At 73.9% G+C, this 14,759-nt stretch carries 12 protein-coding genes; 6 read left to right on the top strand and 6 right to left on the bottom strand.

What is annotated here, in order from left to right; all coding sequences use genetic code 11:
• The first annotated feature begins 47 nt into the window (after positions 1-47).
• Positions 48-1,052, top strand: coding sequence for a zinc-dependent alcohol dehydrogenase family protein (locus AB0H83_RS27275; RefSeq protein ID WP_360099252.1), 1,005 nt, complete (start codon positions 48-50; stop codon positions 1,050-1,052).
• 3 nt (positions 1,053-1,055) lie between these two features.
• Here AB0H83_RS27275 and AB0H83_RS27270 read toward each other — a convergent pair whose 3' ends face one another.
• From AB0H83_RS27270 to AB0H83_RS27260, 3 genes are all read right to left on the bottom strand, one after another.
• Positions 1,056-1,931 (bottom strand): universal stress protein, encoded by an 876-nt coding sequence (locus AB0H83_RS27270; RefSeq protein WP_360099250.1) that lies wholly within the window; start codon positions 1,929-1,931, stop codon positions 1,056-1,058.
• Between the two features lie 91 nt (positions 1,932-2,022).
• Positions 2,023-2,421 (bottom strand): hypothetical protein, encoded by a 399-nt coding sequence (locus AB0H83_RS27265; RefSeq protein ID WP_360099248.1) that lies wholly within the window; start codon positions 2,419-2,421, stop codon positions 2,023-2,025.
• Positions 2,418-3,176: an SDR family NAD(P)-dependent oxidoreductase gene (locus tag AB0H83_RS27260; protein ID WP_360099246.1), complete on the bottom strand. Its 759-nt coding sequence runs from the start codon at positions 3,174-3,176 to the stop codon at positions 2,418-2,420. Before AB0H83_RS27260 ends, AB0H83_RS27265 begins: the two co-directional genes overlap by 4 nt.
• 266 nt (positions 3,177-3,442) lie before the next feature.
• Here AB0H83_RS27260 and AB0H83_RS27255 point away from each other — a divergent pair, with 266 nt between their 5' ends.
• Complete coding sequence (locus tag AB0H83_RS27255) at positions 3,443-4,363, top strand: ABC transporter ATP-binding protein (RefSeq protein WP_360099244.1); 921 nt, start codon at positions 3,443-3,445, stop codon at positions 4,361-4,363.
• Positions 4,350-6,017: an ABC transporter permease gene (locus tag AB0H83_RS27250; protein WP_360099242.1), complete on the top strand. Its 1,668-nt coding sequence runs from the start codon at positions 4,350-4,352 to the stop codon at positions 6,015-6,017. The genes AB0H83_RS27255 and AB0H83_RS27250 overlap by 14 nt, the downstream gene beginning before the upstream one ends.
• A 105-nt stretch (positions 6,018-6,122) precedes the next feature.
• Here AB0H83_RS27250 and AB0H83_RS27245 read toward each other — a convergent pair whose 3' ends face one another.
• From AB0H83_RS27245 to AB0H83_RS27235, 3 genes are all read right to left on the bottom strand, one after another.
• Positions 6,123-6,548 (bottom strand): Hsp20/alpha crystallin family protein, encoded by a 426-nt coding sequence (locus AB0H83_RS27245; RefSeq protein WP_360099240.1) that lies wholly within the window; start codon positions 6,546-6,548, stop codon positions 6,123-6,125.
• Between the two features lie 98 nt (positions 6,549-6,646).
• Positions 6,647-7,606, bottom strand: a complete 960-nt coding sequence (locus AB0H83_RS27240) for a nitroreductase family protein (protein WP_360099238.1) — start codon at positions 7,604-7,606, stop codon at positions 6,647-6,649.
• 126 nt (positions 7,607-7,732) lie between these two features.
• On the bottom strand, positions 7,733-10,417 hold the full coding sequence (locus AB0H83_RS27235) for a PAS domain S-box protein (RefSeq protein WP_360099236.1): 2,685 nt from the start codon (positions 10,415-10,417) through the stop codon (positions 7,733-7,735).
• A 213-nt stretch (positions 10,418-10,630) separates the two neighbouring features.
• On the opposite strand from AB0H83_RS27235, the gene AB0H83_RS27230 reads away from it, so the two are divergent.
• The 3 genes from AB0H83_RS27230 to cydD are packed head-to-tail and all read left to right on the top strand — an operon-like array spanning position 10,631 to position 14,679.
• Positions 10,631-12,025, top strand: coding sequence for a cytochrome ubiquinol oxidase subunit I (locus tag AB0H83_RS27230; protein WP_360099234.1), 1,395 nt, complete (start codon positions 10,631-10,633; stop codon positions 12,023-12,025).
• Between the two features lie 12 nt (positions 12,026-12,037).
• On the top strand, positions 12,038-13,042 hold the full coding sequence (gene cydB, locus AB0H83_RS27225; RefSeq protein WP_360099232.1) for a cytochrome d ubiquinol oxidase subunit II: 1,005 nt from the start codon (positions 12,038-12,040) through the stop codon (positions 13,040-13,042).
• Positions 13,039-14,679 (top strand): thiol reductant ABC exporter subunit CydD, encoded by a 1,641-nt coding sequence (gene cydD, locus AB0H83_RS27220; protein ID WP_360099230.1) that lies wholly within the window; start codon positions 13,039-13,041, stop codon positions 14,677-14,679. The genes cydB and cydD overlap by 4 nt, the downstream gene beginning before the upstream one ends.
• Positions 14,680-14,759: the final 80 nt, after the last annotated feature.

The raw sequence follows: 14,759 nt of genomic DNA, 5'->3' as shown, positions 1-14,759 counted from the left end.
CGGCGCATATGGCGGCCCGTGATGGGCAGAGCGCCGCGGTGCGACGGATGAACGCGTGGCGCGTGGAGGCGCCCGGCCCGATCGGCGGCGGCCCGCTGCGGATGACGGCGGCGCCGGTACCGGAGCCGGGGCCGGGCGAGGTCCTGCTCAAGGTGCGCGCCTGCGCGGTCTGCCGCACCGACCTGCACCTGGCCGAGGGTGACCTCCCGCCCAAGCGGCGCGGTGTCGTGCCCGGGCACGAGGTGGTCGGCGAGGTCGAGCGGCTCGGGCCGGACGCCGGCGACCTGCGGGTGGGGGAGCGGGTCGGGGTGGCCTGGCTGCGCCACACCTGCGGCACCTGCCGCTACTGCCGCCGCGGCGCGGAGAACCTCTGCCCGTTCTCGCAGTACACCGGCTGGGACGCCGACGGGGGATTCGCCGAGTACTGCGTCGCGCCGGCGCCGTTCGTGTACCGCATCCCGCCGCGGTACGACGATGTCCACGCCGCCCCGCTGCTGTGCGCCGGGATCATCGGCTTCCGGGCGCTGCGCCGGGCGGACCTCCCGCCGGGCGGCCGGCTGGGCCTGTACGGCTTCGGCGCGTCCGCGCACCTGGCCGCGCAGGTGGCGATCGCGCAGGGCGCCACGGTGCACGTGCTGACCCGCTCGGCGCAGGCCCGGCAGCTGGCGCTGGACCTGGGCGCCGCGTCGGCGGGTGACGCGGCGGCCGCGCCTCCGGAGCCGCTGGACGCGGCGATCCTGTTCGCGCCCGTCGGCGAGCTGGTGCCGGTCGCGCTGGCCGCGCTGGACCGGGGCGGCACGCTTGCCGTCGCCGGCATCCACCTGACCGACATCCCGGTGCTGCGGTACGCCGAGCATCTCTTCCAGGAACGGTCGCTGCGCAGCGTCACGGCCAACACCCGCCAGGACGGCCGGGACTTCCTGACCCTCGCCCAGGACCACCCGCTGCAGGTCACGGTCTCCCCGTATCCGCTGTCCGCGGCGGACCGGGCGCTGGCGGACCTCGCTGCGGACCGGGTGCGGGGCGCCGCGGTGCTGACGCCGGAGCACTGACCGTCACCGCACCACCGCGACGGGGCAGCCGGCGTGGTGGATCAAGGCCTGGCTGACCGAGCCCAGCAGCAGCCCGGCGAAGCCGCCCCGGCCACGGGAACCGACGACCAGCAGCTCGGCCCCGTGCGACAGGCGGGTGAGCACCGCGGCGGCGTTGCCGCGCACCGTCGTCTGGCGCACCTCGACGTCGGGGAACTTGCCGGCCCAGCCGGCGACGGACTCCGCGAGCGCCCGCCGCTCGTCGTCGCGCAGGTCGGCCCGGTCGTAGACGAGCGGCAGCATGTCGCCCGGTCCGGTGGTGTCCGGCCACATGTACGTGTGGACGGCGGTCAGCCCGGTACCCCGCGCCGACGCCTGCTCCAGCGCGAACCGCATGGCGTGGTCGGCGTCGTGCGAGCCGTCCACGCCGACGACGACGCGACCGGCCTCCGGGCCGGTGCCGTCGCCCGGCCGGACCACGACGACCGGGCAGGGGGCGTGCGCGGCGAGCTGCACGCCGACGGACCCGAGCAGCAGGCCGGTGAAGCCACCCAGGCCGCGGCTGCCGACCACGACGGTGCCGGCGTGCTGCGCCGCGTGCAGCAGCGCCGTGGCGGCCGACTCCACCGCCAGGGCGGTCGTGACCGGCACGTCGGCCGCGACCTGCCCGGCGCGGGCCACCGCGGCGGCCATGATGCGTTCGGCCGCCTCGCGGATGGCCTTGTGCAGCGCCGGTATCTGCTGGGAGCCGAGCGGCGGGTAGACGACCGGCCACGCGTACGCGTGGACGATGTGGAGCCGGCGGTGCCTGCGGGCGGCGTCCAGGGCGGCCCACTCCACGGCCGTCATGCTCTCGGGTGAGCCGTCGACACCGGCGACGACGTCGTACTGCTGCTCCATGGCCGGCCTCCCGCACACGTCCGCGGTCTCGATGCCTCCAGCGTCCCGCGGCGGGCCGCGATCGGCGAACGCCCGGACCGGCCGCGGCGGTTCAGCGGTCCAGCAGCCGGATCGTCACCAGCCGGTGGTCCACGTCCTGCGGGGCCCGGTGCCGGCGCTGGTAGACGGTCAGCGCGTCGTCGTAGCCGGGATCGCCGGGGGCGAGCGCCACGGCGTGGGCGTCGTGCGCCTGCCGGCGGATCGTGACGGTCGCCCTGCGCCCGACGCCGGTGAAGTTGCGCCACCAGCGTTTCAAGGAGGCGTGCGCGGCCAGGACCACGACCCGGTCGTGGTCCTCGGCGTACTCGACCGGCAGCGCGTGCCGGGCGCCGGTGACGGCGCCGGTGTAGGCCACCTCGCAGACGCGGCCGCTCAGCAGGCCGTGCAGGGGCGAGGCCAGCAGGCGCAGCACGGTCCGGTTGCCACCGCGGGGGCGGACGGCGGTGGTCATGACATCCACCCGCCGTCGGCGGTGATGACCGCACCGTTGACGTTGCTGGCCTCCGCGGAGCCCAGCCAGGCGATCAGCGCGGCGATCTCGTCGGGTTCCGCCATCCGGGTGGCCCGGGCGAACGAGCGCTCCAGCCGGTCGTACGCCCACTGCGATCTGGGGACCGCGGTCCTGCCGATGTTGGTGCGCACCCCACCGGGGCAGACGGCGTTGGCGCGGATGCCGTCCGGGCCGTACAGGTACGCCAGCGACCTGGTCAGCCCGATGAGGCCGTGTTTGGCCGACGTGTACGCGGTGCCGGCGACGGACCCGGTGAGCCCGCCGACCGACGACACGTTGACCACGGCGCCGCTGCCGGCCGCGCGCATCGCCGGGATGACCGCCCGGCACAGGCGCATCGGGCCGGTCAGGTTCACCGCGACGACCTGCTCCCACACGGCGTCGTCGAGGTCGGTGACGGGCAGGAAGCCGTCCATGATGCCGGCGACGTTCGCCAGCAGGTCCGCCGGCTTGCCCTGCAATGCCGCGACGACCCGGTCGACGTCGGCCTGGACGGTGATGTCCGCGGTGAGCAGCGTGGCCTGGTGGCCGTCGGCCGCGAGCAGCTTGCCCGTCGCCTCCAGGCCGGCGGCGTCGATGTCGCAGCCGACGACGGTCGCGTCCTCGGCCGCCAGTCGCAGGACGGTCGCCTGCCCGATGCCGGATCCCGCGCCCGTGACCAGGGCGACCCGTCCGGTGTACCGCTGATGCGTCATGTCGATCCCTCCCAGGGTGACGGGCGGCGTGAACGACACCCGCCGCGGCGGGGGCATCCCGGTGCGGTGACCATCTTGGTGATGGCGAACCTGACGGCCCGACCCGCCGTCCATATGTTCCGCCCGCCGGGACCCCTGCGCCGCGTAGCGGGTGTCGCACCTGCAACCTTCCCCGCCGCCGCAGGGGAACGGCAGGGGAAATGGTCCCGCCCGCGGCGGGTCGTGCGGCCCTGGGACATCGACCCGCACGGTGCCAGGGTGCGGGCATGGCCGCTATCGTCGTGCAGGACCTGCGTCGTGACTACGGCGCGCTGACCGCGGTCGACGGGCTCAGTTTCGACGTGGCGGAGGGGGAGCTCTTCGCGTTGCTCGGTCCCAACGGTGCGGGCAAGACCACGACCGTGGAGATCCTGACCGGCCACCGGCGCCGGAGCTCGGGTGACGTCAGGGTCCTGGGCTTCGACCCGCAGACCGGTGGCCGGGCGTACCGGCAGCGGATCGGCGTCGTGCTGCAGAGCGCCGGCTTCGAGGAGGACTTCACCGTCCGCGAGCTGGTCGACCTGCAGCGCAGGCTGTACCCGCGGGTGTACGGGACCGACGCGGTGATCGACCTCGTCGGCCTGGCCGACAAGCGCGACGCGCGGGTGAAGGTGCTCTCCGGCGGCCAGCGCCGCCGCCTCGACCTCGCGCTGGGCATCGTCGGCGCGCCGGACCTGTTGTTCCTCGACGAGCCGACGACCGGGTTCGACCCGGCGGCGCGCCACCACGCGTGGGCGCTGGTGCGGCGCCTGCGGGAGTTCGGCACGACGGTGCTGCTCACGACCCACTACATGGACGAGGCCGAGCATCTCGCGGACCGGGTCGCCGTCGTCAAGGCCGGCCGCCTGGTCGCGCTCGGCCGCCCCGGCGAACTCGGCGGCACCGCCGGTGAGCACGTGCTGCGCTTCGAGTTGCCGGCCGGTGTGCCGTGTGCCGACCTGCCGGCACTGTCCGGCCGGACAGTGCCGGCAGGTCCGGGCGACGGCGCCGCGGTGGTCGTGCACACCCGCGACCCGTTGCGCGACACCCACGCGGTGACCGGGTGGGCGGTCGAGCGCGGGCTGGTGCTGTCCGGGCTGACGCTCACCCGGCCGACGCTCGAGGATGTCTACCTGCAGCTGACCGGTGACGGCGATGACCACGGTTGACCGCCCGGTGGCGGTCCCCCTCGCGTCCCCCCGCGCATGGCCGAGCGCGGGCGCGACCGCCGCGCTCACCGTCCACGCGCTGCGGGCCTTCACCCGCAGCCCGATGTCGGCGTTCTTCACCATCGCGTTGCCGCTGTCGTTCTTCCTCATCGTCAACGCGATCGTCGGCGACACGCCGGTGACAGACGGCGGTGCGGTGCGGGTCAGCCAGTTCCTGGTGGCGCCGTTCGCGGTCTTCGGCACCGTCGAGGCCGTGTTCTGCGTGCTGGCGACCGACCTGGCCGTGCTGCGGGAGGCCGGCGTGCTCAAGCGGCTGCGGGGCAGCCCGGTCCCGGCGTGGAGCGTGCTGTCGGCCCGGGTCTGCGCCGCCGTGCTGGTGGCCCTGTCGTCCGTCGCCCTGCTGGTCACGGTCGGTGTGCTGGGCTACGACGTGCAGATCGTGTGGCGCAAGGCGCCGGCCGCGGTGGCGGCCCTGGTGCTCGGGACCGCCTGCTTCGCCGCGCTCGGCCTCGCCCTGGTGGGGCTGACCCGCAGCGCGCTCGCGGCGCAGACGGCGAGCAACGGTCTGCTCATCCCGGTGGCGTTCATCTCCAACGTCTTCATGGTCGGAGCCGACCTGCCGGCGCCGCTGGCGTGGGCGGGTCGCATCCTGCCGCTGCGCCACTTCGCCGACGCCGTGTCCGCCGCGTTCGACCCGGTGGCCGCCGGATCCGGGTTCCGCCCCGGTGATCTGGCGGTGATGGCGGTGTGGGGAGCCGCCGGGGCGGTGGTGGCCGGCCGCCGGTTCGGCTGGGAGCCGCGGCAGCGCGCCCGTACCCCGGTGCCGCGCCCCGCGGTCGCCGCGGCACCCGGGCCGGTGCCCGCGCTGGCGGCGGCCGCCGTGCGACCCGTCGAGCCGGGGCCGGTCCGGATGGTCGGCGTGCAGGTGAGGGCCGCGTTCATCGCCATGCGGCGCGACGCCCTGGCGGTGTTCTTCGCCGCCGCGTTCCCGGTCATGCTCCTGCTGCTGTTCCCCGCGGTGCTGCCGGACGCCACGTTCGAGGCGATGCCGCTCGGGACGTTCATGGTGCCGTCGATGGTCGCCTATTCGATCGCGGTCACGATGTACGTGAACCTGCCGGCCGCCGTGGCGCAGGCGCGGGACCGGGGTGTGCTGGACCGGCTGCGCGGCAGCCCTGCCCCACTGTGGACCTTCTACGCCGGCCGGGCCGCCGCGGCCGGGCTGAGCGCCGCCGGCACCGCCGTGCTGCTGGTCGCGGCCGGTGCCCTCGGCAACGGCTACCGCCCCGACCCCGCGCGGCTGCCGGCCGCGGCGCTGGCGTTCCTCGCCGGCGTGGCCTGCTGTGCCGCTCTGGGGTTCGCGCTGGTGGCGTGGCTGCGCGCGGGTCAGTACGTCGCGGCGGTGGCGCTGGGGACGCTGCTGCCGCTGAGCTTCATCTCCGACGTCTTCGTGGTGGGCACCGGCGGTCCGCTGCCGCCCGCGCTGCGGTACACGGCGGACGTGTTCCCCCTCAAGCACCTGTCCCGGGCCATGATCGACGCCCTGGGACCGGCCGGCGCCGGCAGCGGTGTCGCCTGGACGCACCTCGGCGTCCTGGTGGCCTGGACCCTGGCCGGTGCCCTCCTGGCGGCCCGTCCCCGCCGACCGGGCTGAGTTCGGACCTGACCACCGCACGGTTGTGTGAGCTGCCCGGCGTCCGGCCCGTGGGGCACGCCGCGGGGCCCCGGCCGGACGCCGGGGCCCCGCGGGCGGTCCGGTTCAGCCGGTCTTCCTGACCGGCTTGACGGTCTCGACGGTGACCGGGATGTGCCGGCCGGTCGGGTGCGGCTCGCCGACGGCGACGGTCACCTCAAGGATGCCGTCCTTGTACACCGCCGACAGCGTGTCGTCCTTGGCCCCGGGCGGCAGCGGGACGGTGCGGTGGAACGTGCCGTAGCGGAACTCGGAGTGTCCCTTGTCCCGCTGGGCCTCGGCGCGGGTGACGGTCAGCCGCAGGACGCCGTCGGCGTAGGTGATGTCGACGTCCTTGGCGGGGTCGATGCCGGGCAGTTCCGCCCGCACCGTGTACCGGTCCTCGTCGAGGTCGTCCTCGATGCGGATCGCCGGTTCCGTGAACGGGAACCAGGACGGCCCGTTCAGGTCGAACGACATGAGTGGAGCGGTGCGCAGTCTGGTGGCCAGCATGGTGATCCTCCTCCTTCTCCGGAGTCCAGCTCAGCACTGCGGACCGAGCGGCACGCGGGGCGTTGGTCCCGGCGGACCCGTATCGAAAGGCCCGGATCTCAGCGGGTGGTGAGCAGCTCGGACCAGTCGCGGCGGGGGCTCGCCGGCGCCGGCAGGGCGTAGCCGATGCGCAGGATCATCTGCGGGAACCACGGGTCGGCGGGGTCGGCGATGACCCGGCGCAGCCGTGGGACCTCCAGCACCTGGGTCATCGGCTGCACGGCCAGGCCGCGCACCGTGGCGGTGAGCAGGACGCGTTGCATGGCCTGCCCGGCGCGTACCCGCGCGGCACGCCCGTCGCTGCGGCTGCTGAGCACGACCAGCTGCGGGTGCGGCTCGAAGCCGGCGGCCGGGCGGCCGGGGGCGGCCGGTCCGGGGTCGAAGTCCCGCAGCGGCAGCCTGCCCTCCGCGTCGAGGGGGCCGAACAGCGCCGGTGGGATGCCGTCGCGCCGGTCGGGGTCGGCGGCGGTCCAGGTCGCGAGCTCGCGCCGGTACGCCGGGTCGCGGCGCTGGGCGGCGTCGGCGGTGACCATGAGCGCCAGCAGCGCGTCGCGCCGGGCCCGGTCCAGCACGGTCAGCTCGGCGCCTTCCGTGGCCGCCGCCGCCCGCAGCTCGTCGAGGATCCGGGCGGGGACGACGGCCCGGGCGTACGGTCCGCGGTTGGTGTGCCGCCGGAACACCGCACCGCCGAGAGCGCGCAGCCCGGGACCGGGCCGGCCGGAGCGTCCCGGCTCGACCCTGGCGACGGTGACGCCGTCGGCGGGGAACGGCCGCAGCACCGGCAGCCGGCCGTCCAGCGCCATGGCCAGGCGCAGGTTGAACACGGCGGCGCCGGCGCTCAGCAGCATCGAGCGGTGGTCGCGGTCGATGACCCGCAGCCGGCGGGCCGGGTCGGTGCGCACGTCGATCCCGCCGTCGTGGACGCGGAACCGCCAGGGCTGCGTGTTGTGGACCGACGGCGCGGCGACCGCCGCGTCGAGCCAGCCACCCGTCGTCTCGTCGTCCGCTCGCAGCGCCATGGCCGGTCATCTCCACCGTGTCGCGGGTCCTGCCTGCGGTTGCCAGCCTCGCCGCGGCCGGGCCGGGCGGCGAGAGGCGTTGGTCTCGCGGTGGCGTGCCGATGGTCCCGGGTGCGGCGCGGGCGGTCAGGCCGGGTCGAGCGCGGCGCGGACCCGGTCGATCAGGACGTCCTCGGAGAACGGCTTCTCCACGAGGATCACGCCGGGGTCGAGCGTGCCCTGGGAGGCGAGCACCGGCTGGGCGTAGCCGGACATGTACAGCACCCGGATGCCGGGGTACCGGTCGCCGAGCTTCGCCGCCAGTTCCTTGCCGAGCATGTGCGGCATGATCACGTCGGTGAGCAGCAGGTCGACGGGCTGGGTGCTGTGCTCGGCGAGCTTGAGCGCCTCGGGGCCGCCGTCCGCGGCGAGGACGTGGTAGCCGTTGCGGCCGAGGATGCGGCAGATGACCTCCCGCAACGCGGCCTCGTCCTCGACGACGAGGACCGTCTCGCCGCCGTGGCTGCGCGGGCTGGCGGCGGCGGGCTCCTCCACGGCCGCGGGCTGCCGGTCGGTGGCGGGAAGGTAGGCGCTGAACGCGGTGCCGGCGCCGGGGCTGGACTGGATCTCGGCGGTGCCACCGGCCTGGGTGATGATGCCGTACACGGTGGCCAGCCCGAGTCCGGTGCCCTTGCCCTTGGGCTTGGTGGTGAAGAACGGCTCGAAGACGCGTTCGGCGATCTCCGGCGGGATGCCGGTGCCGGTGTCGCCGACGCGCAGCTTCACGTACCGGCCGGCGCGCAGGTTCGGGCGTTCGGCGGCGCCGTCGACGGTGATGTTGACGGTGTCGATGCTGAGGGTGCCGCCGTCGGGCATCGCGTCGCGGGCGTTGACCGCCAGGTTCACCAGGACCTGTTCGAGCTGGCCGGGGTCGGCCAGGACCGGCCACAGCCCGGCGGTGAGGGTGGTGTGGAGCTGGATGTGCTCCCCGAGGGTGCGTTGCAGCAGGCTCTCGACCTCCGCGACGACCGCGTTGAGGTCGAGGACCTGGGGGCGCACGACCTCGCGCCGTCCGAACGCCAGCAACTGGTGCGTCAGCTCGGTGGCCCGCTGCCCGGCCCGCTGGACCTGCTGCAGGTCGCCCCTGACCTGCGCCCAGAGCCCGCCCTCCCGCTCGGCGGCCGCGTCGATCTCCTCGGCGACGAAGGTGGTGTAGTTGAGCATCACCGCGAGGAGGTTGTTGAAGTCGTGGGCGACGCCGCCGGCGAGCTGGCCGAGGCTCTCCAGCCGCTGCGACTGGTGCAGCTGCGCCTCGAGCCGTTCGCGTTCCGCGGCGGCCTTGAGCCGTTCCCGTTCGGCCTGGGCCTCCAGGCGGTCGGTGACGTCGCGGATGGCGGCGGACACCATCGGCCCGTCCTCGGTGTCCAGCGCGGACAGGCTGATCTCAGCGGGGAACTCCGTGCCGTCCTTGCGGCGCGCGGCCAGTTGCATGCCCGCCCCCATCGGCCGGGGCTGGGGCTGGCGGAAGTACGCCTCCCGGTGCGCCGGGTGCACGTGGCGGGCCGAGTCCGGCACGAGAATCTCGACGGGCCGGCCGAGCAGCTCCTCGCGCCGGTACCCGAACAGCCGCTCTACCTGGGCGTTGACCAGTGCGATGGTGCCGTCCCGGGTGACTCCCACGATGGCGTCGGGGGCGGACTCCAGCAGCCCGACGAACTTGGCCTCGGCCCGCTGCCGGTCGCTGATGTCACGCGACACCGACGCGACACCGATGATCGCCCCGGAGGCGTCGGCGATGGGGGACATGCTCAGCGACACCGTCATCGTGGAGCCGTCCTTGTGGCGCCGTTCGGTCTGGTACTGCTCGACCTGCTCGCCGTGGCCGATCCGGCGCAGGTTGCTGACCTCGTCGTGCCGCAGCCCCTCCGGGATGAGCAGCTGGGCGCTGCGGCCGATCATGTCGCGTTCGGTGTAGCCGTACAGCCGCTGCGCGCCCGGGTTCCAGCTGGTGATCACCCCGTCCAGCGTCTTGCCGATGATCGCGTCGTGGGACGACTGGACGATCGCGGCGAGCCGGTTCTGGGCCTCGGCGGCCCGCCGCCGCTCAGTGACGTCGCGGACGGCGGCCGAGGTCAGCACCCCGTCCTCGGTGACGATCGAGGACAGTGAGATCTCGGCCGGGAACTGGCTGCCGTCCTTGCGCTGCCCGGCCAGCGGTATCCCGGCCCCCATCGGCCGTGGCTCCGGATCGTGCAGGTAGCCGGCGCGCAGCCGGGGATGCCGGTGCCGGGCGTGCTGCGGGACGAGGATCTCGACCGGGCGGCCGAGCAGTTCGTCGCGCCGGTACCCGAACAGCCGCTCGGTCTGCGTGTTGGCGAAGACGATCAGCCCGTCCTCGGTGACCCCGATCATGGCGTCCGGGGCGGCGTCCAGCATGCCCCAGAACTTCGCCTCGGCCCGGACGCGGTCGCTGACGTCGCGTACCGTGGCCACCACCAGCGGCCCGCTCGCGGTGCCGGCCGGCGACAGCGAGACCTCGGCGGGGAAGCGGCTACCGTCCTTGCGCCGGCCGGTCAGGTGCATCCCGGCGCCCATCGACCGGGGGCGGGGGTCGGTGAGGTACCGCCGCCGGTGCGCGAGATGCGCGTCGCGGGCCTCGTCGGGGACCAGCAGCTCGATCGGCCGGCCGAGCAGTTCCTCCCGGCGGTACCCGAACAGCCGCTCGGTCTCGGCGTTGACCAGTGCGATCAGGCCCGCCGCCGACACGGCGACGACCGCGTCCGGTGCCGCCTCCAGCAGCCAGCCCGCGTCGACGTCCGGTTCGGTGTGCATCTCGACCACCTCGTCCACCGCGCAGAAGACGACCGTCCTCCAACATTAAGAGCAGCACACTTCGTTTAACGGAATTACGGAAAAATCCGATATCGGGGCATTGTCCGGACCGGCGAGGAGATCTGCACCTCAGCCGACCCGGGTCCTACGGTCCTGTCCGGACGTGCCGTTCGGCCCTGCCGCCGCTCCCGGCGGATTCAGAAGATCGGGTGCATGGACGCGCTCGATCTCGCCCGGTGGCAGTTCGCGATTGTCACCGTGTACCACTTCATCTTCGTGCCGATCACGATCGGGCTGTCGGCCCTCGTGGCCGGGTTGCAGACCGCCTGGGTGCGCACCGGGCGCCCGGAGTACCTGCGGGCGACGAAGTTCTGGGGCAAACTGTTCCTGATCAACTTCGCGATGGGGGTCGTCACCGGCATCGTGCAGGAGTTCCAGTTCGGCATGAACTGGAGCGCCTACTCGCGGTTCGTGGGCGACATCTTCGGCGCGCCCCTGGCCATCGAGGGCCTGCTCGCCTTCTTCCTCGAGTCGACGTTCCTCGGGCTGTGGATCTTCGGCTGGGACCGGCTGCCCAAACGCGTCCACCTCGCCACGATCTGGCTCGCGTCGATCGGGACCATGCTGTCGGCGTACTTCATCCTGGCCGCCAACTCGTGGATGCAGCACCCGGTCGGGTACACCATCAACGCCGAACGCGGCCGCGCCGAGCTCACCGACATCGTTGCCGTGCTCACCAACTCCACGACGCTGGTGACCTTCCCGCACACCATCACCGCGTGCTTCCTCACCGCCGGCGCGCTCATGCTCGCGGTCAGCGCCTGGCACCTGCGCCGCGGCAACCAGACCGAGGTGTTCCGGCCGGCGCTGCGGCTCGGTGCGTGGGTGGTGCTCGTCGCCGGCGTCGGCGTGCTCATCACCGGCGACCTGCAGGCCCGCGTCATGACCGAGCAGCAGCCGATGAAGATGGCCGCCGCCGAGGCCTTGTACGAGACCTCCGAGCCGGCCTCCTTCTCGATCTTCACCATCGGCTCGCTGGACGGCCGCGAGGAGTTCGCCAGCGTCCGCATCCCGTCGCTGCTGTCCTTCATGGCGACCGGCACCCCTGACGGGCAGGTCGAGGGCATCAACGACCTGCAGCAGCTGTACACCGAGCGCTACGGCGAGGGCGACTACGTGCCGTACGTGCCGGTCACCTACTGGTCGTTCCGCCTGATGATCGGCTTCGGTGCGCTCGCCATGGCGATCGCCGCGCTCGCGCTGTGGCGCACCCGCAAGGGCCGGCTGCCCGGCGGGCGCTGGCTGTGGATCGCGTCCGTGGCCACCGTCGCCATGCCGCTGCTGGCCAACTCCTTCGGCTGGATCTTCACCGAGGTCGGCCGCCAGCCGTGGACCGTCTTCGGGGTCTTCAAGACCTCGCAGAGCGTGTCCCCGACGGTGGGCGCCGGCACGGTCGCGACCTCGCTCATCGTCCTGACGCTGCTGTACGGCGCGCTCGCCGTCATCGAGTTGATGCTGATGCTGCGGTACGCCCGGGCCGGGGCCCCAGAAATTGTCGTACCCCACAACGAAGATGACGAAGACCGTCCGCTGACCTTCGCGTACTAAAGGGACGTCGCCATGGAACTCACCACCGTCTGGTTCGCGCTCATCGCCGTGCTCTGGGCCGGCTACTTCCTCCTGGAGGGCTTCGACTTCGGCGTCGGCATGCTGCTGCCGGTGCTGGCCCGCGACGAGCGGGAGCGGCGCCTGCTCATCAACACCATCGGCCCGGTCTGGGACGGCAACGAGGTCTGGCTGCTCGTCGCCGGCGGCGCGACCTTCGCCGCGTTCCCCGAGTGGTATGCGACCCTGTTCTCCGGCTTCTACCTGCCGCTGCTGCTCATCCTCGTAGCGCTGATCCTGCGGGGCCTCGCGTTCGAGTACCGCGGCAAGGTCGACAGTCCACAGTGGAGGAGCCGCTGGGACCTGTGCATCATCGCCGGCAGCTTCGTCCCGGCGCTGCTGTGGGGCGTCGCGTTCGGCAACATCGTGCGCGGCGTGCCGATCAACGCCCAGCACGAGTACGTCGGCTCCTTCTTCACGCTGCTCAACCCCTATGCGCTGGTCGGCGGGCTCACCACCCTGTCGCTGTTCGCGCTGCACGGCGCGGTGTTCCTGGCGCTGAAGACCGACGGCGACGTGCGGGAGCGGGCCGGCCGGCTCGCGTTCCGGCTCAGCCTGCCCGCCGTGGTGCTCGCTGCCGGGTTCCTGCTGTGGACGCAGCTGACCCACGACGACGCGTGGGGCTGGGCACTGTCCGCGGCCGCCGCCGCGGCGCTGATCGGCGCGGTCCTCGCCGCACGGGCCCGCCGCGAGGGGTGGGCGTTCCTGGCGACCGGCGCGACCCTCGTCCTCGCCGTCGCCGCGCTGTTCGTCACGCTGTTCCCCGACGTCATGCCGACCACCCTCGCCGGCGGCGAGAGCCTGACCGTCACCAACGCGGCGTCCACGCCGTACACGTTGAAGGTCATGACATGGGTCGCGGTGTGCTTCACCCCGATCGTGCTGGGCTACCAGTCCTGGACCTACTGGGTCTTCCGGCGGCGGCTGCGCGTCGAGCACATCCCGGTGAGCCACCCGTGAAGCCGCTCGACCCGCGCCTGCTGCGGCACGCGAGGGCGACGCGCACCTACCTGGTGCTGTCCGTCGCCCTCGGCGTCGCCCTCGCCGCGCTCGTCGTGGCCCAGGCGACCCTGCTCGCCGACGGCATCACCGAGGTCTACCTGCACGGCGCCGGCGTGCACCGCATCGCGCCGACGCTGGCCTGGCTCGCCGCCGTCGTCGCGCTGCGGGCCGCGGTCGCCTGGGCGCAGGAGGTCATCGCCGCCCGCTCCTCCGCCGCGGTCAAGCACCAGCTGCGGTCCCGGCTGCTCGCCCACGTCGCCGCGCTCGGACCGGGCGCGGCCGGCGACAGCGGCAGGATCGCCACCCTCGCCACCCGGGGGCTCGACGCGCTCGACGCGTATTTCGCGCGGTATCTGCCGCAGCTGGTGCTCGCGGCCCTGGTGCCGGTGATCGTGCTGGCCCGCATCGCCCCGGTCGACCTCGTCGCGGCCGGCACGATCGCGCTCACGCTGCCGCTCATCCCCGTGTTCATGGCGCTCGTCGGCCTGCACACCGAGTCGGCGAACCGGCGGCAGTTCCGGCTGCTGACCCGCCTGTCGCACCACTTCCTCGACGTCGTCGCCGGGCTGCCGACGCTGCGCGTGTTCGGCCGCGCCAAGCGGCAGGCCGGGATCATCGCGAAGATCAGTGCCGAGCAGCGCGCCGTCACCATGCGCACCCTGCGCGTGGCGTTCCTGTCCTCGCTCGTGCTGGAGCTGCTCGCGACCCTGTCGGTCGCGCTCGTCGCGGTCGGCATCGGCCTGCGCCTCGTCGACGGCGGCCTCGGCCTCGCGACCGCGCTGCTGGTGCTGATCCTCGCCCCCGAGGCGTATCTGCCGCTGCGCCAGGTCGGCGCCAACTACCACGCCAGCGCCGAAGGGCTCGCCGCCGCCACCGAGGTGTTCCGGATCCTCGAGACACCGGTGCCGCCGCGCGGGACGGCCCCCGCCCCGGCCGGCACGATCCGGTTCGAGGGGGTCACCGTGCAGCACGACGGGCGCGCCGAGGCGTCGCTGCCGCCGTTCACCGCCGAGATCCGCCCGGGCGAGCTGGTCGCTCTCACCGGCCCCAGCGGCTGCGGGAAGTCCACGGCCCTGGCGGTGCTGCTCGGCCTCACCGCACCGACCGGCGGCCGGGTCACCGTCGGCGGCCACGACCTGGCCGGCGCGGACCCCACCGGCTGGCGGCGCCGGGTCGCGTGGCTGCCGCAGCGGCCGTGGCTGAGCGCCGGCACCATCGCCGACAACATCCGCCTCGGCACGCCTGACGCCACCGACGCCGCGGTGCGCCGCGCCGCAGGGCAGGCCGGTGCTCTGGACTTCATCGACGCGCTGCCGGCCGGCCTGGCGACCACGCTCGGCGACGACGGCGCCGGACTGTCCGCCGGGCAGCGGCAACGGGTCGCCCTCGCCCGCGTGTTCCTCCGCGACGCGCCGCTGGTCCTGCTCGACGAGCCGACCGCCAACCTCGACGCCGAGACCGAGGCCGGTGTGCTCGCCGCGATCCGCGCCCACGCCACCGGCCGGACGGTCATCATGACCGCCCACCGGCCGGCCCTCGTCGCCCTCGCCGACCGCGCGATCCCCGTCGTCGCCCCGGCGGAGGTGGCGGCATGACCGGGCCGCAGCGCAGTGGAGGGCTGCGAATCATGGGTGCAGGGTGGGGCTCAGGTCGGCGCCGGAGCGTAGCGGAGGTG

This window comes from Dactylosporangium sp. NPDC050688, assembly GCF_040654515.1.
Lineage (GTDB): Bacteria > Actinomycetota > Actinomycetes > Mycobacteriales > Micromonosporaceae > Dactylosporangium.
This window is presented reverse-complemented; position numbering and strand designations above follow the sequence as displayed.